Origin of the sequence: Romboutsia timonensis, from assembly GCF_900106845.1 — a bacterium.
GTDB classification, from domain to species: domain Bacteria; phylum Bacillota; class Clostridia; order Peptostreptococcales; family Peptostreptococcaceae; genus Romboutsia; species Romboutsia timonensis.
On record NZ_LT629850.1, the window covers coordinates 857,212 to 882,458 of the forward strand.

Here is a 25,247-nt window from a genome sequence, read left to right on the forward strand (position 1 = left end):
TTTTACTATGGGAGCGATGATAAATAGTTTCATATTAGAATCAGGTTTTGCTAATATGGGCATTAAAAGTATAATAATGATATTAATAGCTTGTGTATTTTTATACTTAGCTATAAAAAAAGGATACGAACCATATTTATTAATACCAATTTCAGTTGGTATGTTACTTGCAAATATGCCTGGAGCGGATTTAATGAAACCACCAACAGATGGTGAATTAGGAGGACTTTTCTATTATTTATATCAAGGTGTTAAGTTGAGTATTTTCCCACCATTAATATTTTTATGTATAGGTGCAAGTACAGACTTTGGTCCAATGATTGCAAATCCTAAAACAATGTTACTTGGAGCAGCTGCTCAATTTGGAATATTCTTTGCATTTTTAGGAGCGATATTACTTGGATTTAACGGACTTGAAGCTGCATCAACAGGTATAATAGGTGGTGCTGATGGTCCAACTGCAATACAACTTACATCAAAACTAGCACCACATATGTTAGGAACTATAGCACTTGCAGCTTATTCATATATGGCATTAGTTCCAGTTATACAACCACCAATAATAAAAGCTTTAACAACTAAAGAAGAAAGAGCTATAAAAATGGAACAATTAAGACCAGTTTCTAAAACTGAGAAAATAGTGTTCCCTATAGTTGCTATGATAATAGTAATAGGACTATTACCTACAGCAGCACCACTTATAGGAATGCTTATGTTTGGTAACCTATTAAAAGAAAGTGGAGTAGTTCCAAAATTAGTTGAAACAGCACAAAATTCATTAATGTATATAATAACAATACTATTAGGTCTTACAGTAGGTGCTACTGCTAATGCAGAAACTTTCTTAACAGTTGAAACACTAGGAGTTACAGCTATGGGACTTGTAGCATTTGCTGTAGGTACTGGTTCAGGAGTATTATTTGGAAAACTTATGTGTAAATTAACCGGTGGAAAGATAAATCCAATGATAGGAGCAGCTGGAGTTTCTGCAGTTCCTATGGCAGCAAGAGTTGTTCAAAAGGTTGGTCAAGAGGAAAATCCATCAAACTTTTTACTTATGCATGCAATGGGGCCTAATGTATCTGGTGTTATAGGTTCGGCTGTAGTTGCAGGAATACTTTTAAAATTCTTTATGTAGAAGATAAAAGCTATCCCATTAGGGTAGCTTTTTTTATGATATTTTAGGATATAATAAGATATATAGCATTTATTAGAGGTGATAATTTGGACAAGAATTTTTTTAAAAATGATGGACTTTATGTGGCTAAAAACATACTTGGAAAGTTTTTAATAAGAAAATATGATAATATGCAAGTTGTAACTAAAATAGTTGAAACAGAAGGGTATATGGGAATAAAAGATAAGGCAGCACATGTATATAATGAGAAAAAAACTGACAGAACAAAGCCGTTATACTTAGAAGGTGGTCATATATATGTATATTTAATATACGGTATGTATCATTGCTTAAATTTATCAGCCAATGTTGAAAATATACCAGAATGTGTATTAATAAGGGCAGTAGAGCCTATAATAGGACTTGATAAAATAGCATTTAATAGATATAAAAAAGATTATGATGAATTAACTAACTACCAAAAGAAGAATATAACAAATGGTCCTGGAAAGCTTTGTATGGCACTAGAAATAGATAGAAGTTTTAATAGTCAGTATATATTAGATAGTGATCTTTATATAAGTGATTTTTACATAGATGAAAATGGAGAAAAAGTATTTGCTGATAATGATTTTGAAGTAGTGGAATCTAAAAGGATAAATATAGATTATGCTGAGGAAGCTAAAGATTATTTGTGGAGATATTATATAAAAGGTAATAAATATGTGTCTGTAAAATAAATAAAAAGACTTTATATGTTACAGAACTTGTAAACTGATATATAGTATGATTATAAAAATATACATTTATAATTGATATATATTGGGAAAATTTAAATTAGAAGGCTAAGTATGGAGAATAATGTAGAAGGATTTACAAAGAGATTTGATAAAAAAGAGACATATTTTACTTTGTGGTAAATGATGATAAAGGAAGTTATTTAACAGTAAAAGGATTATTAGGATAAGAAACAGATAAAAAACTTGGGAAGATGCAGAAAGATACATACAATCTTTCAATGTAGATGAAATTACATATTGTAAGCTTATTACATTAGATGAGTTTGAAGAACATTTTAAGAAATTACGGGCTATATACTTACAAAGTCTTAAAAGTTTAAGTAAAGAAAGAGATGTTTTATGTGAAATAGAAAAATACATAGAAAATAATAAGATAGAATCATATCATAAGTTTGAAGAAGTAAATCAAGAATTTGAACAAATAGAGTTAGAAGTTAATAAATATGGATGCAAAAAATATATATAGATATAAAGGAAAGAGCAGTTAATAGAAGGTTTGAAAAAGAATTATTTAAGTAATTTGAATCAAATTTTAGAATAACTTTAATAATAGATGAGTTAACTCAAGAACAGAAAATAGGAATAGTAAATAAAAATGAAAGTTTTATATTGTCATATCAGGAATAGATAATATAGATTTTAAATAAGATACAATAGTATATAAAATATTATCCCTTATTTAATTATAACTATACTTAAAATTTAAGTATAGTTATAATTAAGATATACAGCTTATTCATCGTAATCAATTTCAAGTTGTTCCGGAATATTGAACGCTCTATTGAAAAGTATATTAAAGTCTTTCCAATCTTTTGATGCTTGCATCAAGGTTATTACTTTTAATAAATGATTTTTTAGGTGATCATTACCTATATCCTCTGTCAAAAACTGGTGATGCTTATGTTTTCTTTGACCGGGTTTTATAGTTGGATTGACTTTTTGAAGTTCTTCTTTTACTCCAGGAGGTAGTAAATCATAAACATACTTATTTGTATATGTACCTACAATACCTGGTCTTTTTGCATTTGGTCTAGGGTAGGTCCAATTTTTTAATCTAAACATTTGTTTATAAAATTCATCAGGGAATCTTTTAGTCCAAGGTAATAACTCTTTAGAAATATACATAGATAATATTTTTTGAAGTTCATCACGATCTCTATCATATTGATATCCTGTAGCTTCATCAACTAATGCTACAATACCTATTTTAGATAAACTTCTTACTAAAATTTCACTTGCTATAGCTAAACCTTGTTGCTGAGAAGTCAATTTATTATCAATTCTTGCTTGTAAATATACATCACATATAAGAGGAATTATTTCAGCTGGATAACCTTCTACAATTCTTCCATTTTTAGTCTTATATTTTATTGTATTTATAAGCATATCTTCTAATTCATTTGTAATATATTCAGATAGATTTTTGGCATCAATAAAACTTGGTAGATTAGGTTTAGATGGAACTCGTATCTCATCTTTTTTTCTACCACGCTTTGTACGTCCAAAAGCTTTAAACACAGTACTTTTATTTATTATTCTTGAACCATTTTCTAATACTGCACAATTCAGTTCTTTTTCACCTATTTTTATAATACCAAAATGTGTTGCTTTTAATATATTATTTTCATTTAATTCCAAGTTAACACCATCCTTTATTTTATTTTGATAAGTAAAATATTACTTAATATTTCTTCATTAGATGAATTAGATGTAATAAGACTCATTATTTCTATTTTGAAATTTATATATAAATAATTTAATTTTTTTATCATATTATACGCTGTATTTTTATTAACATTAAGAATACTAGATAAATATCTATAGCTAATATTTTCTTTAAATAGAAACAAATAAAGAGCAAGTAACCATTTTCTATAATCTAATCTTGTTTTATGCATAATTGTATTTGTTGTAATAGAGGACTTGTTATTACAAATATTGCAATGAAATAGATTTTTATAAGTACTTATTTTATTAGAATAACAATAAGGACATATTAATAAATTTTTAAATTTAAGATTATATAAAAAAGTTTTGTAAGAATCTTCTGTTGGAAATATTTCATAAATATTAAAATCTTTTATCATAAAATTATTATATCATATTAAAAAAATTAATAACTGTATTTAAATAGGTCAATTAGTATTAATATATAATATAAAATTAGGTTAAAATTATTTATTGATATAATATAAAAAATTTAATTGTGGATATGATTCTTGAGAATCGTCTCCACAATTGAAATCCACTAAAACCATATTGATAAAATAATCAATATGGTTTTTATTGTTTGTGTTAGATTTAATATTATGAAACTTTATTATTCATCTTGCAATTTATATTATATAAAAATTTATTTAATGAAAAGTTTATATATTGTACAATAACTTAAATTGATCAATTTTAAGTAAATAATTCTTTTACGATAATAGATAGTAAGTGATGTTACAATATAAAACAAAAATAGATATTAATATATAAATACTTTTATAAAGTGATATAATTAGATTAAGATAATATATATTTATATAAGGAGGATAATTTTGAATATAGGATTTTTATTTGGAGCAGGAGCTGAAATGGGTTATGGTTTACCTTCAGGGGGGAAGTTTGCATTAGAAATATTTAGACAAGATACGACTGAAATAAAGGCATTGTTTAAAGAACAAAGAGAACATATAGATGGATCTACGTACTATGCAGCTAATTGGTTACCAGATGATTATAAAACCAAGAGTGTAACTTCTTTTGGGAAAACTGTTTTTGAAACAATAATAAAAGATACTATTGAGCATAATAGAGGCAAAATAATAGCTAAAATGAACGATTTTGACTCTATAGCTAAATATGAAGAAGTTAAATTAAAGGAGAGTTATAGTAAGACATATTCTCAAATAGTAGAAGAAATATTAGGTACTAAATTAAAAAATTGTAATATGAAACAAGAAATATCATTTATTGAATATTTTAATGAGGGTAATAAAATATTTGAAAGTAATTATTTCTCTTCTTTATTAAAATTATATAAAAAGCCAGATATATTTGATAGTAATACAAAAAGTGAAATAAGAAAAATTATTTTAGCAATATTTCAATTGCAAATAGGAGCATTAAGTGAAAATTTAACTAGAAAAATAAATGATGGGATATTTAAAGATAAAGATGATGCAATAGACTTACTGGATGATATAGGAGATATTATTCAACTTAACTCACAATCTACTGGCCTATCTGGATTAGAGTATGTTATGGATAATAAAAAAATTGATTTAAAATCAGACTCAGATTTAATTTTAAATTTTGCTAGAAATGTAATTGAGTCCATATATGCATCTGTTTTAGATTATAAATCATTAATTGACTCTAATTGGCATTACTTATATTGTCCTAAAGATGAATGGGCAAAGTTTTGTAAAATTAATATATTTTTACTATCAGTGAGAAAATACATAGTTGAGCAGCTTGGTGATACTGATAATATAAAATCAGATGGATATTATCATGATTTAATTAAAGCAATTGACATGAAAAAATTAGAGACGACAACAATTGCGACAACAAATTATAATGTGTTCATTCATGACGTGATAAAAAGAGATATATGCTACTTAAATGGGTCAACAGGTATGTGGTACGATCCGTATCTTAATAGAATAGGTAGCAAAGAGGAGTTATCAGTTAAAGAAGAACATTTTCTTGTTCCTCTAATTTTTACACAAAGTGGAACAAAGCCAATGACTTCGATAGAGATGTCTAAACAGTATGTAAAAATGTATGATGACTTTAAAGATTCAGATAAAATATGCATTATTGGTTTTGGATTTAATCCAGATGATGAACATATTAATGGTATACTAAGAACTTTAATTGACATAGATAATAAAAAAGTTGTTGTAGTTGATATAAATAATGGAACAGATATTGGTGATTTTAAAGAAAGTATCGCAAATAAGCTGAAAATTTTTAACGAGGATAATTTGGAAGTTATTTTAGTAGATTATGATAGAAGTGTAAAAGGAACAAATTGGATTGATATATTAATAAGTGAATAATAAAAATATAAAAATGGTCTAATTTACTGAAGTTTATTAGGAACTATACTATAGTTTATATTTATTACTAGCATAACCTATAATATAATAGTGGGTATGATTTTAGTGAATCGTATCCACCATTAAAATCCACCAATACTCATATCCATTAGATATGAGTATTTTACTATATAAAATAAAAAAGTAATATTAGTAAACATATGATAAAATAAATAACATAACACACTACAGAAAACTATTTTAACTAGCACAATAGGCTAGCTAACGAATTTATATAAGACAAGAAGGGTGGAGAAAGATGTTAAATAAATATAAAAATAAAAAATACTGACTTAGTATTAAGCAATATAGGATTTGGAACAGTAAACGCTGGACTTGTATGGGATAATGAAGATGCATTTAAAATATTAGAAAGATATATTAACCTAGGTGGAAATGTTATAGACTGTGCAAGAATTTACTCTGATTGGGTTGAACCAGAAATAGGTCGTGCAGAAAGAGTTATAGGTGATTGGATAAAGCATAGAGGTAAAAGATATGATTTAGTTATAATGACTAAAGGTGGTCATCCTAAAATGGATACCATGAATATAAGTAGAATGAGTAAAGAGGATATGGAGTATGATTTAAACTTAAGCTTAAAAGCATTAAGAATAGATTATATAGACATATATTTTTATCATAGAGATGACTTGAGTCAACCTGTAAGTGACTTAATAGAGGTTATGGAATACTTTGTTAAACAAGGTAAAATAAGATATTATGGATGCTCAAATTGGACAACTGAAAGAATGATAGAAGCAGATAATTATTGCAAGGAAAAGGGATATAGAGGATTTGTGGCTAATCAAATGTTATTTAATATTGCATCTGACAATATGAAACCATTCCCTGATGAAACTATGGTAACTATGGATAAAGAAATGATGAAGTATCATAAAAATTCTAATAATTTAGCTATGCCATACTTCGGATTATGTAGCGGTTTTTTCCAAAAGCTTGAAACTAAAGGAAAAGAGGCTGTTATAGATAGCCCATACTTTACTGAAGGCAACATTAAAAGAGGAGTAAAGATAAAAGCTTTAGAAGAAAAATATAATTGCACAACATCTCAAATTCTTTTAGGATATATTCTAAATCAAGATTTTGAAACACTACCGTTAGCTGGTGCAAGTAAAATAGAACAATTAGAAGATTTTATGAAAACAATACATATTAATTTTAATAAAGGTGATTTTAAGTTTTAATTAACTTGCTGTTAAGATAAAATATTTTTTTTATAAAGCATTTATTTATAACTTTATTCAAGTTTAATATTTCTCTCCATCATTGAAATCTACAAAAGAAGGTATTAGTTAAATAAAATGGATCCTATATGGTGGACACGAGAAAAAGCGTGTCTGTCTATACGGGATCTTTTTTTGTACAATATTAACTAAGAGGTGATTATAAGATGAGTAAAAAAATATTTACAGAACAAGAAATATTAGAATTATCTAAAAATAAATATGTAAAAAATGTAACTGCTAAAGGTATAACTTATACTAATGAGTTTAAATTGCAGTTTATTGCTGAATATGAGAATGGGAAAACTTCAAGAGCTATTTTTGAAGATGCAGGATTTGATGTTAATATAATTGGAATTAAACGTATAGATTCTGCTAGTCTAAGATGGAGAAAAGCATATAACGATAAAGGTATTTTAGGTTTAGAAGATACTAGGACTTTAAATTCAGGAAGAACACTTAATAGAGAATTAACTATTGAAGAGATTATCGCTAAGAAAGATGCTGAAATAGAGTATCTTAAAGCGGAGCTTGAATTGATAAAAAAGTTAGAGCTGCAAGAAAGGCAGGTGATAAATAAGAAAATACCTGCATCTAAAATATTTAGACTAATACAAAATTTAATTCAAAGTTTCAATCTTAAAAACATGACGAGACATTTATGTAAAATTGCTAATGTCTCTACTTCAGGTTACTATAATTTTTTAAATAATTTTAAGACTAGAAGTATAAAGGAAAATAAAGATCTTATATCTAAAGAAATTATCTTAAAAGCATTTAACTATCGTGGATATAAGAAAGGATCTAGGTCTATAAAAATGGTATTAGAAAATAAATTCAATATTATAATGAATAGAAAGAAAATCCAAAGAATTATGAGAAAATATAATATTACTTGTCCTATACGTAAAGCTAATCCATATAAGCGTATTGCTAAGGCTACAAAGGAGCATAGAGTAGCTCCTAATAGACTAAATAGAGAATTTAAGCAAAACATACCTGGTAAGGTAATGTTAACTGATATTACATATATGCCGTACGGCAATAATAAGATGGCATATTTATCTACAATAAAAGATTCATCAACAAATGAAATATTAGCCTATAATCTTTCTAATAACTTAGCTATAGATATTGTAACTGAAACTATAAATAAATTAGTTAAACTAAAGTCATTTAAATTACATAAAGATGCATTTATTCATTCTGACCAAGGCTCTCATTATACAAGTCCAATCTTTCAAAAATTGCTTAAAAAATATAACTTGGGTCAATCTATGTCTCGTAGAGGCAATTGTTGGGATAATGCTCCGCAAGAATCATTCTTCGGACATATGAAGGATGAAATTGATTATAAAAGCTGTGAAACAATAGAAGAACTTAAAATATTGATAGATGATTACATGGATTATTACAATAATGAACGTTGCCAGTGGAATTTAAAAAAGCTGACTCCTGTGCAATACAGGAATCAGCTTTTAGTAACTTCTTAAGAACCCTTTTTTTCTAGTGTACTTGACAAAGGGTCCATTTTATGCCTAATCTCTTTTTTTAGATTTTAAAATACATTCTTAATATTCCTAATATAAGAAGGTGAACAGGATAAAACCAATAATTTATAATTTTATTTTGATTACCACGTTTTCCGTTATATGTAAGAACAAGACCAAACCCTAGTATAGACCAAAGTGTTTTAATTAAAGTAAGGTATCCAAGAGCACAACCTATAACAAGATCATTATAGAAAATATAAAATAAGTAGACGATTATTATTGAGTAATGCTCGTAGTCTAATCCAAATTGCATAGATATAAATGATGAAATAAGAATTAATACTACTGATGAGAAATACCATAAAATACTAGGTTTATTTTTTAATTTACTTTTTAGTATGTCTATAATCCATATTGTTATAAGAGATAATGCTAAAGTAAATAAAACATTGTTTGCTCTTGTATTAAAAAATGTGCGGGAGAAAAACATATCAAATGGTATTTCTGATATAACTGCAAATATTAATAAGTTTGCAAGATATTTTTTTCGACTTTTTGTTTTGAAAAATCCTTCAACAATGAAAAATGCGAATAAAGGAAATGCAATTCTTCCAATAACATCAAAAAAATCACTTATTTCTAAAAGTAATCCTCCATCTAAAATAGGATATATTAAAGCTTTGTTTACATGGTCAATTAACATAGATAAGAAGGCGATATATTTTAATTGTGCACCAGATAGCAATTTTATATTATCTAGTCCCTTCTTTTCAAGTTTTATTGTTTTTATCATAAATTTAATCCTTTCTAAATCTTTTGTTTTTTACAGTATAATATACACAAATACTTATATCAATAATTTTTTATTAGGAAAAAAATGGTTAAAAATATTGTGTTTAATTATAGCTAATATCTACTAAATTTATGGTGAAATTTAGAATATAAAGAATACGTTATAGATTAAAAAATAAATTTATCAAAAAATGTATAATTTAATTGCTAAAAAATGATATAAATGGTAGAATAATGTATAAATTAAATAGGTAAACCTAGGGAAATCTAGGGACACAAAGCTATAGGGACTAAGGTTATTAACTATGTCAGCCAGTTGCCAAAGGGTACATTACAATACTTTTTGTTTTAAACTTAGTATTAATGTCAAGTGTATACTTTTACACGAAACATTAAATTATTAGGCTAGATTTAAGTTACTCTTTTTGAGTAACTTTTTTTATTAATGTACTTCTGAGGAGATTATAAATCATTCGGGAGGAGAAAAATGCATAAAAAAAGAATAGCAGCCTTAACATTGGCAGCAATAATTTTTAACTTTTCATCAAACACTGTAGGAGTTTTGGCTCATGAAGTAGAACAAATTAAGCCGAAACAAGGTATATCAAGTAAAAAGGATGTACAATCAAATCAAGCTAAAGTTAGTAAATTTGATTTACTTAACAACAAAAATTTAGAAAAATACAATAAAGTTTTTAAATTAGACAAATCTAAAATAATCGCAATAAACAACAATGGTGGTAATTATCCAGCATCAGAGCTATATAAAGCTATTGATAATAATTTTAGCACTCATTGGGAAACAGGAAGATACAATAGAGAAGACTTTGAAAATGAAGTGACACTTACATTAGATGAGGTTACAAGTTTAGATAGAATAGTATATGGAGCAAGACAAGATGGAGCAAAAGGTAAAGGTTTTGCTGAGAAATTTGAAATATATGCTTCACTAACAGATGACCAAGATGACTTTACTTTAGTAAGCCAAGGTGGATACTCAGGTTCTACTGGAGATATCGTAGAAATAAAATTTGAAGAAACTAAATTTAAAAGAATAAAATTTAAATTTAAAAAAGCTAATCAAAATTGGGCATCAGCTTCAGAATTTATGCTTTATAAAAAAGATACACTATCTGAAACTATAAATGATTTATTTACAGATGGTACTATGACTAAATTAAAAGATAAATACAACAGTATAGATGTAATAGATAAATTGGAAGATGAAGTAAATAAACATCCACTAAAAGATGATTTAGAATATGCAATAAATCTAGCAAAAGAGATATTACAAGGAGACAAAGATTATTCAGATAGAATTTTTACGTTGACACAATATGGAGATACTCATGCAAAAGCAAGAAATACATTAGGAATGTCTAGATTTGGAACAGATTTACAATCTACTGGTATAGTAGCGAAACCAGGAGAAGTATTCAAAATTTATGTTGAGGCTCAAGAAGGTGCACCCCTTCCTAAAATAGCATTTACCCAACAAGAAGGACATTATAATAATTGGAAAAGAGAGTATCAATTAAAAAGAGGGCTTAATGTTATAACAGTTCCTGAAATTTATAATAATTCATGGACAAACAAACCTGTAAAAGGTGGTGCTGTTTATTTAATAAATAAATACACATCAAGTGAGCAAGGAAAAGCTCCAATAGTTCGTATTGAAGGTGGAGAAGAATTTCCTTTATTTAATGTAGGAGATGATAAAGAAGCTTTTTTAGAAAAACTAAAAGCTTATAAAGTAAAATTAGAAAAAGACCCTGAAAATACAGTTGATATATATGAATTTAATACAAAAAGATTTATGTATACAGGAACAACAAAAGCTGCATATCAAGTATATGTAAATGAAGGTGTTGATGTTGATGAAAGTGTTGATGTTTGGAATAAACAAATACAAGATGCTTTTGATTTTGCTGGATTAAAAGATGATAAAAGTGATCCGACAAATGATTCTACAAATGTTAGAACAACAGTAAGATTAATGCAACCATATGGAGCTGCATATGCTGCGGGAGACCATGTTGGTATTCAAAGACATATCCAGGAAATAGCATTAAGAACAGACCAAGATAGTATTAATAGTATACTTTGGGGGATGATTCACGAAGTTGGTCACCAAATGGATATATCATCTAGAGAACTTGGTGAAATAACAAATAACATGTTTTCAAATAATGCATATATGAAAAATAATGCAGGTGATAGAGTTCCATATAATGAGTTATACAATTTATTAGCTCCAGATGATTCATCACAAAATTTTGATGATATTAGTTATAGCCAAAGATTAGGGATGTTTTGGCAACTACAATTAAAGAAAGATACATATTGGCCAGAACTAGAATCGCTTTATAGAAAAAGAAAGCCAAGTGTTAGAAATGAGCAGGAAAAAAGAGATACAATAGCATTGTATTCATCAGAAATTTTAAATATGGATTTAACTAAATATTTTGAAAAATACGGATTTAAAATATCTGATAGTTGCAAAGAAAAATTAAAACAATTCTCTAATGATTGTGAAAAAATCTGGTACTTAAATGGAAATGCATTAAGTTATAAAGGGAATGGATTTGAAAATAAAAATACAGGTTTAGATGTTTCTTTATCAAAAACTGATGCAGGTATAAGGCTTAATATGGATATAAACCAAGATATGAAAAATGACTTACTTGGATTTGAAATTATCAAAAATGGAAAAGTAATTGCATTTACTACATCAGGTACTTATACAGATACTAAAGCTAAAGACACAAATGAAAACATCGAATATGAAGTTGTTCCATATGCATTAAACTTATCAACGGGAGATAAAGTTCAGCTAAACTCATTAAAACCAAGTATAAGTGTTCAACAAAAGAAATTGACATTGAAATTAAATGAAAAATTTGATGCTAAAAGTTATGCAAAAGCATTTACAAATGAAGGCGAAGATATAACAGAGTCATTAAAAGTTGAGAGCAATGTTGATACTACGAGAGGTGGAAATTACGAAGTAAAATATATAATAACTGAAAACAATACAAATATAGAAAAAATAATGAAAGTTGAAGTGGTAAGTGATTACGATTATTTATCAGATTTTGAATGGAAATCAGCTACAACTTCATGGGGAACACCAAGAAGAAATTCTAATATACAAGGTAGAATAAATTCAACAACTAAAAAATTTGAAAAAGGTTTTGGAATTCATGCAAATGGAAAAATAACTTATGATTTATCTGATAAAGAATATGATAAATTTGAGGCGTTAGTAGGTATTGATTCTTCAGCTATACAACCAAATAATAATTCAAGTGTAACATTTAAGATAATAGCAGATGGAAAAACATTAGCAACTACAAATGTTATAGGATATTATGATAATTTAGCTTATATAAGTGTACCAATATCGGGTGTTAAAGAATTAATAATAGAAGCAAATGATGGTGAAAATGGAAATACAGCAGACCACTGTATAATAGTTAATCCTAAATTAACTACAAACAATGGTAAACCAAAGATAACTGCAAATGAAAAGTTCTTAAAACTTGGTGACACATTAGATGAGATGAAAGATATTAAAGCATATGACCAAGAAGATGGAGATTTAACAAAAAATATTACAATTGAATCAAACAACTTTGTTCCAAATAAAATTGGTAGATATGAAATTGTATACAAAGTAAAAGATTCAAATGATAATGTTGAAATACAAAAAGGATATGTAACAGTATCGGAAGATTATGTAGTTAAAAAATCTAAATTTGGTAAATTTAATAATTTATCATCGTATAATGATGAATTTAAATTACCTATAGCATCTGTAACAAATAACGCAGGTCATTATGGAAATAGTAAAATAACTAATGCAATAGATGGAAATATAAATACTCATTGGGAAACTGGTAATCAAAATAGCGACACATTTAAAAATGAAGTTATATTTGACTTGGGAGAAGTTCAAGAAATAAGTAAAATGGCATATGGTGCAAGAAGAGATGCGTATAATAAAGGTTTTGCAACAAAATTTGAAATATATGTATCTGAAAATGAATCAGGGGATGATTTTTATTTAGCAGGAAGTGGATCATATTCTGGATCACCTAATGACATTGTACAGTTCGACATGAGCAAAGTAAGTGCAAGAAGAGTAAAACTTAAATTTGTAGAAGCTCGTGAAAATTGGGCAAGTTTAAGTGAAGTATCATTCTATAAAGAAGATAAACTAGCTGATAAAATGTCAACTTTATTCAAAGATGAAAATAAAACAGATGTATCAGAAAATTACAATACTTTAGAAAAGGTAGAAGAATTAAGAAAAGAAGTTGAAAATCATCCAGCATATGAATTATTTAAAGTTGAATTAGATAATGCTGAAAAGATAATAAAAGCAAAATACCCAACTATAAAAGTTGAAGATGTAACATATGTTAAGAGAAAAAGTGATTTTAACTTAAAAGATGGCGTTACAGCTAATGACCAAGAAGATGGTAATATAACATCAAAAGTTACTATATTAGATGATGGTGGTTTCTCTTCAGATAAAGTAGGTGAATACACTGTAGTATATAAAGTAATTGATAAAGATTTAAACTCAGTTACAAAAGAAAGAAAAATAATAGTTTATGGAAAAAGTGAATATTTATCAGATATGAACTGGATATCAGCACAATCAGGATGGAGAAGTGTTATAAAAGATAAAGCAGTTGGTACAAATGATAAGATAAAACTTAATATTGATGGAAGTGTTAAAACTTTTGATAAAGGTTTTGGTGCAGCAACAAATGCAGAAATAGTATATGACTTAGAAGGTCAATATGATTATTTCACTACATATGTGGGAACTGATAAAAACTTTGATATGGATAGCACAACTATAAAATTTAGAATTCTTGCTGATGGAAAAGAAGTATATAAATCAGATGTGATTAGAAAAGATACACCAGCAGAATTTGTTAGTTTAGATATTAAGGGAGTTAAAAGACTTGTCTTAATAGCAGATGATGTGGATGGAAATTTAGTAGGTGATTTTGCATCTTGGGCTGATACTAAATTATATCAAAATTATTCAAAACCTGTAATAAAGGGTGATGATGTAATAGTATTTAATACAAAAGAAAAAGTTGACTTACTTCAAGGTATAGTTGCAACAGATTATGAAGATGGAGATATAACTTCAAAAGTTAAAGTAAATACGGATTATAGTTATGGCAAATTTGGTGTATTTGATGTTGTATATTCTGTAACAGATAGTGATAATTTAACAACTAAGTTCACTAGAAAAGTAGCAATTACAGAAGAAGAAACTTATATATCTGACTTAAAGTGGAAATCTGCAACTATAGGTTCGGGAGCCATAGGTATAGATAAATCAGTAAGACAACAAGCAATAAAGATTTTAAATGAAGATGGTTATTATGAAACTTTCACAAAAGGTATAGGAACTCATGCTTATTCAGAAATAGTTTATAATTCAAGTGGATATGATATATTTGATACTTGGGTTGGTATGGACCAATATGTATCAGAAAGAGATGATGCAAGTGTTCAATTTAAAATATTTGTTGATGGAAAATTAAAAGCTCAAACAGGTGTTATGAAAGCTAATACACCAAAAGAACGTTTAGTAGTAGATGTTAGAAATTCTAGTGAAATAAAATTAGTAGTAGATGTGGCAACTAACGGAAATAATTGGGACCATGCCAATTGGGCAGATGCAAGATTTAGAAATGTGCCACAATTTAGTACAGTTCAATTGGAAAAAGCTCTAAAAGAAGCAAAAAAATTAGATTTAAATAATTACACTGAACAATCTATAGAAGTTTTAGAAAATGCCATAAAATTTGGTGAAGATGCTTTAAATTCAACTAATCAAGAAGTAATAGATAGTGCAGTTGAAAGTTTAAACTCTGCTATAGATTCACTAGTAGAATTAAACTTAAATAAAGTAGTAAATATAAAAGATGAATATTTAAAACAAAGTATACAAAAAGAGCTTAATACATCAGGTGAAATAACAATTGGTCAAATGAGACAACTTGTTTCACTAAAAGTATCAAATGCTGAAAGTTTAGAAGGATTACAATATGCTATAAACTTAGAATCTTTAGATATATCATATAATGAAATAAGGGATTTATCACCACTAAAAAATCTTAAAAAATTAACTGATTTAAAGGCAAATCCTCTAGGAGGCTTAATTTCTGGGCGTGTTTATGCTGAAGATAATAAAGCAAAAGTAAGTTTAGATGTTATAAATAGAAATGGTGAAAAATTACTGCCAACATCTGTAGTAGTAAAACATAATAAAACCCATGAATACACTACTTTAGATATAAATGATTGTATGGACAAAAATGGAGTAGTAACAATAGATACAACAGGTTTTGATTCATATATATATACAATTTATTTAGTATATGAAGATAAGGTTGACAACTATACGTCACAATTTATGTTTATGCTTGATAATATATAATATTTATATAAAAGGGCTATCGCAATTGGTGATTAGCCCTTTTGATTAAAACTAATTAGGAGAAGGGTATGTTTAAGAAAAAAATAGCATTATTAAGTTTAGTATCAATTATTNCAAGTGGATATGATATATTTGATACTTGGGTTGGTATGGACCAATATGTATCAGAAAGAGATGATGCAAGTGTTCAATTTAAAATATTTGTTGATGGAAAATTAAAAGCTCAAACAGGTGTTATGAAAGCTAATACACCAAAAGAACGTTTAGTAGTAGATGTTAGAAATTCTAGTGAAATAAAATTAGTAGTAGATGTGGCAACTAACGGAAATAATTGGGACCATGCCAATTGGGCAGATGCAAGATTTAGAAATGTGCCACAATTTAGTACAGTTCAATTGGAAAAAGCTCTAAAAGAAGCAAAAAAATTAGATTTAAATAATTACACTGAACAATCTATAGAAGTTTTAGAAAATGCCATAAAATTTGGTGAAGATGCTTTAAATTCAACTAATCAAGAAGTAATAGATAGTGCAGTTGAAAGTTTAAACTCTGCTATAGATTCACTAGTAGAATTAAACTTAAATAAAGTAGTAAATATAAAAGATGAATATTTAAAACAAAGTATACAAAAAGAGCTTAATACATCAGGTGAAATAACAATTGGTCAAATGAGACAACTTGTTTCACTAAAAGTATCAAATGCTGAAAGTTTAGAAGGATTACAATATGCTATAAACTTAGAATCTTTAGATATATCATATAATGAAATAAGGGATTTATCACCACTAAAAAATCTTAAAAAATTAACTGATTTAAAGGCAAATCCTCTAGGAGGCTTAATTTCTGGGCGTGTTTATGCTGAAGATAATAAAGCAAAAGTAAGTTTAGATGTTATAAATAGAAATGGTGAAAAATTACTGCCAACATCTGTAGTAGTAAAACATAATAAAACCCATGAATACACTACTTTAGATATAAATGATTGTATGGACAAAAATGGAGTAGTAACAATAGATACAACAGGTTTTGATTCATATATATATACAATTTATTTAGTATATGAAGATAAGGTTGACAACTATACGTCACAATTTATGTTTATGCTTGATAATATATAATATTTATATAAAAGGGCTATCGCAATTGGTGATTAGCCCTTTTGATTAAAACTAATTAGGAGAAGGGTATGTTTAAGAAAAAAATAGCATTATTAAGTTTAGTATCAATTATTTCAAATTTTTCATTGTTTACAACAAATGTTTTAGCATATGAAATAAAAGAAAATTCAAAAAAAATTGCATCAACTGAAGTAATTAAAAAAGATAGTTCGAAAAATAAAAAAACAAGTAAAGCTAAAAAAGTTATTACTGTAGCTCAAAATGGAAATACTCATACAAAGGCAAGAGATAATTTAAAAATGACTTATTTTGGTACAGATTATCAATCTACAGGAATAGTTGCAAAGCCAGGAGAAGAATTTGTTGTGTATGTGCAAGCTGAGGAAAATGTACCACTACCAACAATTGCATTTAGTCAACATGAAGGATTTTATTCAAATTGGGTGAGATGGTATCAATTAAAGCCAGGTAAAAATGTTATAACAGTACCAGAAATTTATAGCAACTCATGGGAAAAGAAAACAGCAAAAGGTGGAGCTGTATATCTGCTAAATAGATATACAAAAGAAGAACAAGGCAAAGCTCCAGTTGTAACTATTGAAGGTGGAGAAACTTTTCCTTTATATAATGAAGGTGACGATAAAGAACAATTCTTAAAAGAATTAAAAGAATATAAGAAAAAATTAGATGAAGACCCAGAAAATACAGTAGATTTATTTGAGTTTAATACAAATAGAATACTTTACACAGGAACAACATCATCAGCATATAAAGTATATGTAGAAGAAGGGGTGGATATAGAGAAAAGTACAAATAATTTAAATAGCCAAATTCAAGAAGCTTTTGATTTTTCGGGATTAAAAGATGATATATCAGACCCATCAAATGACTCTACAAATATAAAAACAACAATAAGACTTATGCAACCATATGGATTAGCATATGCTTATGTTGATCATGTGGGTATACAAAGAGATTATGAAACATCGATGCTTAAAACAGATAAATCAAGTCTTGGGTCTGTACTATGGGCGACTGTTCATGAAGTTGGTCACCAAATGGACATAGATGCTAGAGCATGGCCAGAGATAACAAATAATATGTGGGCAAACAATGCTCATATAAAACAAGGTTTTGATGATAGAGTTAATTATACTTACATATATAAATATTTAGCTCCAGAAAAATCTCTAAGAGGATTTGAAGAAATGGACTACTTCCAAAAGTTAGGGATGTTTTGGCAATTACAATTAAAAAAAGATACTTATTGGGCTGAATTAGAATCTTTATATAGAAAAAGAAAACCTAGTCCAAATAATTATCAACAGAAAAAAGATATACTTGCAACTTATTCTTCAGAAGTATTAAATATTAATTTAACTTATTACTTTGAAAAATACGGATTTGATTTATCAGATGAATGTAAAGAAAAATTAAAAAAATATCCAACATCAAATGAAAAATTATGGTATTTAAATAGTAGTGTAATGAATTATGAAGGGCAAGGATTTGATAACGTAGATACAAACTTAGATGTAACATTATCAAAATCAAAATCTAATATAAAGCTAACTATGAATATAAATAAATCTATTAAAAATGATTTACTTGGTTATGAAATAATAAAAGATGGAAAAGTAATTGGGTTTACAACAGAAAGCTCTTATACAGATAATGAAGCAAATGATAATAGTAAATATGAAGTAGTTCCTTATGCAAAAAATTTAACAACGGGAAGAAATGTTGAAATAAGTTCATCAACACCAAATATAAGTTTACAACAAGAAAAAGTAACTTTAAAAATTGGAGAAGATTTTAATGCCAAAGATTATGTAAAAGGCTTTACTTATTTTGGTGATGATATTACTTCAAAAATAGAAGTTGATAGTAATGTAAATACTAACGAATGTGGAACTTATACAGTAAAATATACATTAACTAATGAAAATACTACTAAACAAAAAAGTATGGAAGTTGAAGTGGTAAGTGATTATGACTACTTATCAGATCTTTCATGGGAAAGTATAAAAACAGATTGGGGAACTCCAAGAAAAAACGGAAATATTCAAGGTATGACTCATGGGCAAGTCACTAAGTTTAAAAAGGGTATAGGAATACATGCTAATGGAAAAATAACGTATGACTTATCTGACAAAGATTATGATAAATTTGAGGCTTTAGTTGGTATAGATACATCTATAGGTCAAAATGAACATTCAAGTTTAAAATTTAAAATATTAGCAGATGGAAAAACTATCGCATCTACAAATATGATGAATTATGAAGATAATTTAGCTTATATAAATGTGGATGTAGCTGGAGTTAAAGAATTAGTAATTGAAGTTAATGATGGTGGCAATGGAAATACATGTGATCACAGTATAATAGTTAATCCTAAGTTAACAACAAATAATGGTAAGCCTAAATTTAAAGGTGATGATAAAATAGCATTTAATATAAATGACAAAATAGACTTACTTAAAGGAATAAGTGTAACAGATGCTGAAGATGGTGACTTAACCTCAAATATAAAAATGGAAACAGATTATATTGAAGGAAGTACAGGAATATTTAATGTAAATTGCTCTGTAATAGATAAAGATAAAAATAAATCAACATTTACAAGAACAGTAGTAGTTTCTGAAAAAGAGACATATTTATCTGACTTAAACTGGGAATACGGAACGATTGGTTCAGGATATATAGGAAAAGATAAATCTGTAAGAGAAGAAACTATACAACTTTTAAATGAAAATGGAACATATGAAAAATTTAAAAAAGGTATAGGAACTCATGCTTATTCAGAAATAGTTTATGACTCAAGCGGATATGATGTATTTGATACTTGGGTTGGACTTGATAAATTTGTATCAAATCAAAATGCATCGAGTGTTATATTTAAAGTTTATGTAGATGGCGAACTTAAAGCACAAACAGATGTGATGAAATCAAATTCACCAAAAGAACGCTTAATAGTAGATGTTAGAAATTCTAAGAAAGTAAAATTGGTAGTGGAAGAAGCTGACAACGGAGATACTTGGGACCATGCTGATTGGGCAGATGCTAAATTTAGAACATTTTCAAAATTTGATTCAACAGAATTAGAAAATACTTTAGTTGAAATAAAAGATAAAAATCTTAAACTAAGTATACAGCAAGAACTTGGTTTACCAGGAGAGATAAGATTAGGAGATATGAAAGATCTTGTTTCATTAAGTGTTAAAAATGTTAAAAGTTTAGACGGACTACAATATGCTATTAATTTGAAGTCATTAAATATAGAAAATAATGAAATTAAAGATTTATCACCATTAAAGAACCTAAAGAAACTTACAAATTTAAAAGCCAATCCTCAAATGATATACGAAGATTTGGTCTTAGCAAAAGATAAAAATGTATCTGTTGATTATAACATCTTAAATAGAAACGGAGACAAATTAACTCCAACATCTATATCTATAAAGGATAACAGAACTTGGGAATATACAAATTTAAATGTTAAAGACTGTATAGATGAAGATGGAAAAATATCATTTAGTACAGAAAACTTTTACTCAGGAATACATACTGTTTATCTTACATATGAAGATAAAGTTGATAACTATACAACAAATATTACATTTATAGTTGATACTAGAGAAAGATAATTGAAGTAAAGATTTTATTTAAAAACATAGAGAACAATTCTTTTATAGGAATTTGTATAACTCTATGTTTTTTATTATAAACAAAATAAATTTCATTTTATAAAGATAGATATTTAATTTCATATGGGTTTCATATTAAAATATTAGTATTTTTATAGATAAAATATTGATATTAAGGGGATTGATTATGAAAAGGAGTAAATTAGTAAAAAAATTAACTGTAGTAGCACTAACAATGGTGGCAATAGCTTCATTAGCAGTAGGATGTACAAGTTCAAAGGAAGGGAGTACAAATACAGCAAACTCGAATAGTAAGTTATTTAAAGAAATGAAAACAGAAGACATTAATGGAAATAAGGTAGATAGTTCTATATTCTCAAAATATAAACTTACAGTAGTTAATGTATGGAATACAGGTTGTACTCCATGTGTTGGCGAAATACCAACTTTAGACAAGCTAAATAAAGAATATGAGAAAAAAGGTGTTTCAATAAAAGGTCTATTATTAGAATCAGGAGTTGGATTAAATGATGAAGAGAAAAAAACAGTTGAAGATATATTAAAGAAAGCAAAATCAACTTATCAACAACTGACTGTATCAGAAGATATGTTACAAGATAAAACTTTAATTTTACAATCTTTCCCTACAACATTCTTTGTAGATAAAGATGGAAATATAGTTGATAGCATAGAAGGCTCTAATGATTATGATGGATGGAAGGCAAAAATAGATGAAGTTTTAGAAAAGGTGATGACTAATGAATAAATTTATGAAAAACAAAGTTGGAATAACTTTAATGGCTATAGGGCTATTATCTATGTCTGTTGGAGTTTTCAGACAAGAACATAAAACTGTAGCTAAAAAGTCTAATATTATATGTCTTGAATGCATTGGAATTGGTTAGGTGATTTATATGGATTTAGTAAAAAAGATAAAATCTAACTTAAGATTGACTGTTCAAATTGTATTTACAGCCTTAACTAATGGATATTTTTTAGGCTTTGCAAAGGGAAAGATATATCAAGGGGATAGTAAGCAACTATGTGTACCTGGGCTGAATTGTTATTCATGCCCAGGAGCTGTAGGTTCTTGTCCGATAGGATCTTTACAAGCTGTATTAGGAAGTAGAAATTTTAAATTTTCATTTTATATAATTGGTTTTCTTATGATGATTGGTGCTTTTATAGGAAGATTTGTATGTGGGTGGTTATGTCCGTTTGGATTAGTACAAGACTTACTTTATAAAATTCCTGGAATTAAAAAAATCAAAAAAGTGATTTTTGACAAGCAATTGAGATATCTTAAATATATTATATTAGTAGTATTTGTAATTATAATGCCATTAACGTTAACTAATTATGCAGGAGATGGAAATCCATGGTTTTGTAAATTAATATGTCCTTCTGGAACATTTTTTGCGGGTATTCCTCTTGTATCAATGAATAGTTCACTTAGAAGAATAATAGGTCCATTATTTACTTGGAAAGTATTTATATTAGTTTCAACTGTTATTTTATCAATAAAAATATACAGGCCATTTTGTAAATATTTATGTCCTTTAGGTGGTATATATGGATTATTCAATAATTACTCACTTTATAAATATGAAGTGGACTATGACAAATGCACAAAATGTGGTTTATGTGAGAAAAAGTGCGATATGAATGTGGCTGCATATAAAACACCCAATAGTGCTGAATGTATAAGATGTGGAAAATGTATAGAAGTATGTCCTAAAAAAGCTATAAGTACTACATTTTCTAAATCACAAAAACCTAATTGTAATTCAAATTGTAAATTAAATTGTTCTGGATGCAAATAAAAATATTTAATATAATTGATAAATTATAGCATACTAAGAAAAAATATAAAAATAAAGAGGTCGCTAAAAGTGAGTATAAATATATTAATTATAGAAGATGAAGTAGATATAAGAGAAGGCATAAGTGAGTATTTATCAGAAGTTGGGTATGAAGTTAAGGTAGCATCTGATGGACAAGAAGGGATTGATTTATTTAGGCAAAATAAATTTGATTTAGTGTTATTAGATATAATGCTTCCAAAAATAAATGGTTTTGGAGTCTTAAGTCAAATAAGAGAAACTAGTAATGTACCTGTAATTATGTTAACTGCAATGAATGATGATTATAGTCAGATTATGAGTTTTAATGAAAAAGCTGATGATTACATAACTAAACCTTTTTCTGTAGTAATACTTCACAAAAGAATAGAAGCATTATTGAGAAGAATTCCAGGCAAAGAAAATACAAATAAATGGCTTTATAAAGATGTAGAGGTAGATTTTTTAGGATTTTCAGCAAAAAAACAAGGAAAAACTGTTGATCTGAAACCTAAGGAAATTAAATTATTAGAATTGTTGCTAAAATATAAAAATCAAGTACTAACTAGAAGTCAAATGCTAGATAATTTATGGGATGTTGAGGAAACCCCACTTGATCGGGTGATTGATGTATATATTAAAAATATTAGAAAAAAATTAGGTATAGACTGTATTATAACTGTAAAAGGTATCGGCTATAAGTTTGAGGAAAAGCTATGAAGAAGCTAAAGTTATTTCAAAAAACTTATTTATTTACTATGGCACTGATGGGAGTAATGATTATTATCTCCCATACTTTGTTATACATGCTTTTACCTACTTTTTACATTAATAAAAAACAACAAGATTTAAGCGACATTAGTACTCAATTAATACAACAATTAGAGTCAAATAATAAAGATATGAGCAGTAAAATAGCCAAAGATTTTTCTAATAAATATGGCATTAATATAGCTTTGAATATAAAAAATAAAAATTATGTATTTGAAGGAATTAAGCAATATGATATTTATATAAAACCAGAATCCTTAGACAGTGAATCACTAATAATCAATAACAATGTTGAATTTAAAGATAGTGAAAATTCTTCTGAATCAATAGAAAATAAAGAAGGTTATTTTAAAGTTAAAAATTCTTCTTTATTCTATAAAAAAAATATTAAGACTTTAGATGGAACAAGTGGTTCAGTAAAAATTGTGATGGATTTACAATCTTTTAAAGAAGCTAGAAGTGTTGTGTTCATGCTACTACCATATTCTATAGGCATAAGTTTAATTATTTCTCTTTTTGCATCGTATATATATGCAAAAAAAATTACGAAGCCAATAAAAGAAATATGTAATGTGACAAAAGATATGAAAATTTTAAAAGAAGATGCTTACTGTGACATAAATACGGGAGATGAAATAGAACTTTTATCTCATAATATAAATAGTTTATATAATACACTATTAGATACAATTGATTCTTTAAAAACAGAAATTGAAAATGTAAGTAAATCAGAAAAAAGTAAGGTTGATTTTTTAAGAAGTGCATCTCATGAACTAAAAACTCCTCTTATGAGTATTCATATAATGTTGGAAAATATGATTTTAAATATAGGGAAGTATAAAAATCATGATATATATTTGCCTAAATGTAAAGAGTCTGTACTTGATCTTAGCAATATGGTACAAGAAATACTTGATACATCTAGATTGAACACATGGAATAATAATAAAGAATATGAAGTTGTAAATTTAAAAAATTTATTAGAAAATATGATTGAACCTTATAAAATTATAGCGAAATCAAAACATATTAATATGAATATAGATTACTCTAACTCGTTAATTATAAATACTGATAAAATTTTATTAAATAAAGTTTTATCAAATATTATATCAAATGCAGTAAATTACACAGATGAGGGTAAATATATAAATATATATTTTGAAAATAATTCATTAATTATAGAAAATGAATGTGAGCCGATTTCAAAAAATCACTTAGAACACATATTTGATGCTTTTTATAGAGCTGAATTTGATAGAAATAAAAATAGTGGTGGAAATGGATTAGGTCTTTATATTGTCAAACAGATATTAAATTCATTAGATATAAATTATTCATTTGATTCTATGGAAAATGGTATGAAATTTAAAATAACTTTTAAGAATGAGGAGCTTATATAAAGTTATGAAAATCTCAAATTATGGAATATATATATTATATAATAAAACTATTTAATTCGACATATAACTATAAAAAACGACGAAAAATAATAAAAAATAGTACAAAAAATAATAGATTATGAGAATAATGATGAAATTATAGTCCAGATAGATTGTAAAGGACAATATGTAGAAGATGTTGATTTTAATAAATATAGAGATTTAAAAAATGTAACGTATCTTAATTTAAGGGACAATTTCATAAAAAATAGAAATAACCAATAGCCATTGGTTATTTTAAAATGTATCCTATAGAGTAGACAGCTAATAAAAAGGTCTACTCTATAGGGTATTTTTGTATATAATTAAATAAATAATAATTAGATCGGAGAAAATTTTAATGAGTAAAAAATTATTTACAGAAGAGGAAATAATAATATTAAAACAAAACAAATACGTTAAGAAAGTAACTTCAA

At 26.9% G+C, this 25,247-nt stretch carries 16 protein-coding genes and 1 riboswitch; of the genes, 13 read left to right on the top strand and 3 right to left on the bottom strand.

Going from position 1 to position 25,247, the window contains the following annotated elements; all coding sequences use genetic code 11:
• Positions 1-7: 7 nt before the first annotated feature.
• Together BN7997_RS06700 and BN7997_RS06705 are read left to right on the top strand one after the other, a co-directional pair.
• Complete coding sequence (locus BN7997_RS06700) at positions 8-1,138, top strand: sodium ion-translocating decarboxylase subunit beta (RefSeq protein ID WP_195906802.1); 1,131 nt, start codon at positions 8-10, stop codon at positions 1,136-1,138.
• Between the two features lie 86 nt (positions 1,139-1,224).
• On the top strand, positions 1,225-1,857 hold the full coding sequence (locus BN7997_RS06705) for a DNA-3-methyladenine glycosylase (RefSeq protein WP_071120068.1): 633 nt from the start codon (positions 1,225-1,227) through the stop codon (positions 1,855-1,857).
• A 792-nt stretch (positions 1,858-2,649) separates the two neighbouring features.
• On the opposite strand, the gene BN7997_RS06710 is transcribed toward BN7997_RS06705, so the two are convergent.
• Both BN7997_RS06710 and BN7997_RS15995 read right to left on the bottom strand, forming a co-directional pair.
• Positions 2,650-3,555, bottom strand: coding sequence for a P63C domain-containing protein (locus tag BN7997_RS06710; RefSeq protein WP_071120069.1), 906 nt, complete (start codon positions 3,553-3,555; stop codon positions 2,650-2,652).
• Between the two features lie 14 nt (positions 3,556-3,569).
• Positions 3,570-3,815 carry a hypothetical protein gene (locus tag BN7997_RS15995; protein ID WP_242873393.1) on the bottom strand — a complete coding sequence of 82 codons (246 nt, stop codon included), beginning with the start codon at positions 3,813-3,815 and terminating at the stop codon, positions 3,570-3,572.
• A gap of 645 nt (positions 3,816-4,460) precedes the next feature.
• Between BN7997_RS15995 and BN7997_RS06720 the strand changes: the two genes are divergently transcribed.
• The 3 genes from BN7997_RS06720 to BN7997_RS06730 all read left to right on the top strand — a co-directional run bounded on the left by BN7997_RS06720 (position 4,461) and on the right by BN7997_RS06730 (position 8,748).
• On the top strand, positions 4,461-5,969 hold the full coding sequence (locus BN7997_RS06720) for a hypothetical protein (RefSeq protein WP_242873394.1): 1,509 nt from the start codon (positions 4,461-4,463) through the stop codon (positions 5,967-5,969).
• Positions 5,970-6,316: 347 nt separating this feature from the next.
• The gene (locus tag BN7997_RS06725; RefSeq protein WP_278335263.1) at positions 6,317-7,216 is read left to right on the top strand and encodes an aldo/keto reductase; all 900 of its coding nucleotides are present in this window, start codon (positions 6,317-6,319) and stop codon (positions 7,214-7,216) included.
• Positions 7,217-7,422: 206 nt separating this feature from the next.
• A complete protein-coding gene (locus BN7997_RS06730) occupies positions 7,423-8,748 on the top strand; it encodes an IS3 family transposase (protein ID WP_071120072.1) in 1,326 nt (441 codons plus the stop codon).
• A gap of 58 nt (positions 8,749-8,806) precedes the next feature.
• Here the strand turns inward: BN7997_RS06730 and BN7997_RS06735 are convergent, their stop codons facing one another.
• Entirely contained in the window at positions 8,807-9,541 is a 735-nt protein-coding gene (locus BN7997_RS06735; protein WP_071120073.1) for a TraX family protein, read from the bottom strand.
• 239 nt (positions 9,542-9,780) lie between these two features.
• Positions 9,781-9,864, top strand: a riboswitch (cyclic di-GMP riboswitch).
• Between the two features lie 163 nt (positions 9,865-10,027).
• On the opposite strand from BN7997_RS06735, the gene BN7997_RS06740 reads away from it, so the two are divergent.
• The 8 genes from BN7997_RS06740 (at position 10,028) to BN7997_RS06770 (ending at position 24,792) form a co-directional block, all read left to right on the top strand.
• Positions 10,028-16,012, top strand: coding sequence for an NPCBM/NEW2 domain-containing protein (locus BN7997_RS06740; RefSeq protein ID WP_071120074.1), 5,985 nt, complete (start codon positions 10,028-10,030; stop codon positions 16,010-16,012).
• A 68-nt stretch (positions 16,013-16,080) separates the two neighbouring features.
• Positions 16,081-17,130 (top strand): NPCBM/NEW2 domain-containing protein, encoded by a 1,050-nt coding sequence (locus tag BN7997_RS06745; RefSeq protein WP_071120075.1) that lies wholly within the window; start codon positions 16,081-16,083, stop codon positions 17,128-17,130.
• 68 nt (positions 17,131-17,198) lie between these two features.
• On the top strand, positions 17,199-20,777 hold the full coding sequence (locus tag BN7997_RS06750) for an NPCBM/NEW2 domain-containing protein (RefSeq protein ID WP_071120076.1): 3,579 nt from the start codon (positions 17,199-17,201) through the stop codon (positions 20,775-20,777).
• Between the two features lie 187 nt (positions 20,778-20,964).
• Complete coding sequence (locus tag BN7997_RS06755; RefSeq protein ID WP_052232946.1) at positions 20,965-21,543, top strand: TlpA family protein disulfide reductase; 579 nt, start codon at positions 20,965-20,967, stop codon at positions 21,541-21,543.
• The gene (locus BN7997_RS15750; protein WP_195906803.1) at positions 21,536-21,682 is read left to right on the top strand and encodes a CD1871A family CXXC motif-containing protein; all 147 of its coding nucleotides are present in this window, start codon (positions 21,536-21,538) and stop codon (positions 21,680-21,682) included. The genes BN7997_RS06755 and BN7997_RS15750 overlap by 8 nt, the downstream gene beginning before the upstream one ends.
• A gap of 9 nt (positions 21,683-21,691) precedes the next feature.
• Positions 21,692-22,600, top strand: coding sequence for a 4Fe-4S binding protein (locus BN7997_RS06760; RefSeq protein WP_039679277.1), 909 nt, complete (start codon positions 21,692-21,694; stop codon positions 22,598-22,600).
• Positions 22,601-22,669: 69 nt separating this feature from the next.
• Positions 22,670-23,338, top strand: a complete 669-nt coding sequence (locus BN7997_RS06765; RefSeq protein WP_071120077.1) for a response regulator transcription factor — start codon at positions 22,670-22,672, stop codon at positions 23,336-23,338.
• Positions 23,335-24,792 carry a HAMP domain-containing sensor histidine kinase gene (locus tag BN7997_RS06770; RefSeq protein ID WP_039679279.1) on the top strand — a complete coding sequence of 486 codons (1,458 nt, stop codon included), beginning with the start codon at positions 23,335-23,337 and terminating at the stop codon, positions 24,790-24,792. Before BN7997_RS06765 ends, BN7997_RS06770 begins: the two co-directional genes overlap by 4 nt.
• The last annotated feature ends 455 nt before the right edge of the window (positions 24,793-25,247 follow it).

Bases quoted from the DNA above. Each gene is read 5' to 3' on its own strand.
- BN7997_RS06760 (WP_039679277.1), top strand. From the start codon at position 21,692: ATGGATTTAGTAAAAAAGATAAAATCTAACTTAAGATTGACTGTTCAA.
- BN7997_RS06740 (WP_071120074.1), top strand. From the start codon at position 10,028: ATGCATAAAAAAAGAATAGCAGCCTTAACATTGGCAGCAATAATTTTT.
- BN7997_RS15750 (WP_195906803.1), top strand. From the start codon at position 21,536: ATGAATAAATTTATGAAAAACAAAGTTGGAATAACTTTAATGGCTATA.
- BN7997_RS15995 (WP_242873393.1), bottom strand. From the start codon at position 3,815: ATGCATAAAACAAGATTAGATTATAGAAAATGGTTACTTGCTCTTTAT.
- BN7997_RS06770 (WP_039679279.1), top strand. From the start codon at position 23,335: ATGAAGAAGCTAAAGTTATTTCAAAAAACTTATTTATTTACTATGGCA.
- BN7997_RS06730 (WP_071120072.1), top strand. From the start codon at position 7,423: ATGAGTAAAAAAATATTTACAGAACAAGAAATATTAGAATTATCTAAA.
- BN7997_RS06750 (WP_071120076.1), top strand. From the start codon at position 17,199: ATGTTTAAGAAAAAAATAGCATTATTAAGTTTAGTATCAATTATTTCA.
- BN7997_RS06735 (WP_071120073.1), bottom strand. From the start codon at position 9,541: ATGATAAAAACAATAAAACTTGAAAAGAAGGGACTAGATAATATAAAA.
- BN7997_RS06755 (WP_052232946.1), top strand. From the start codon at position 20,965: ATGAAAAGGAGTAAATTAGTAAAAAAATTAACTGTAGTAGCACTAACA.
- BN7997_RS06700 (WP_195906802.1), top strand. From the start codon at position 8: ATGGGAGCGATGATAAATAGTTTCATATTAGAATCAGGTTTTGCTAAT.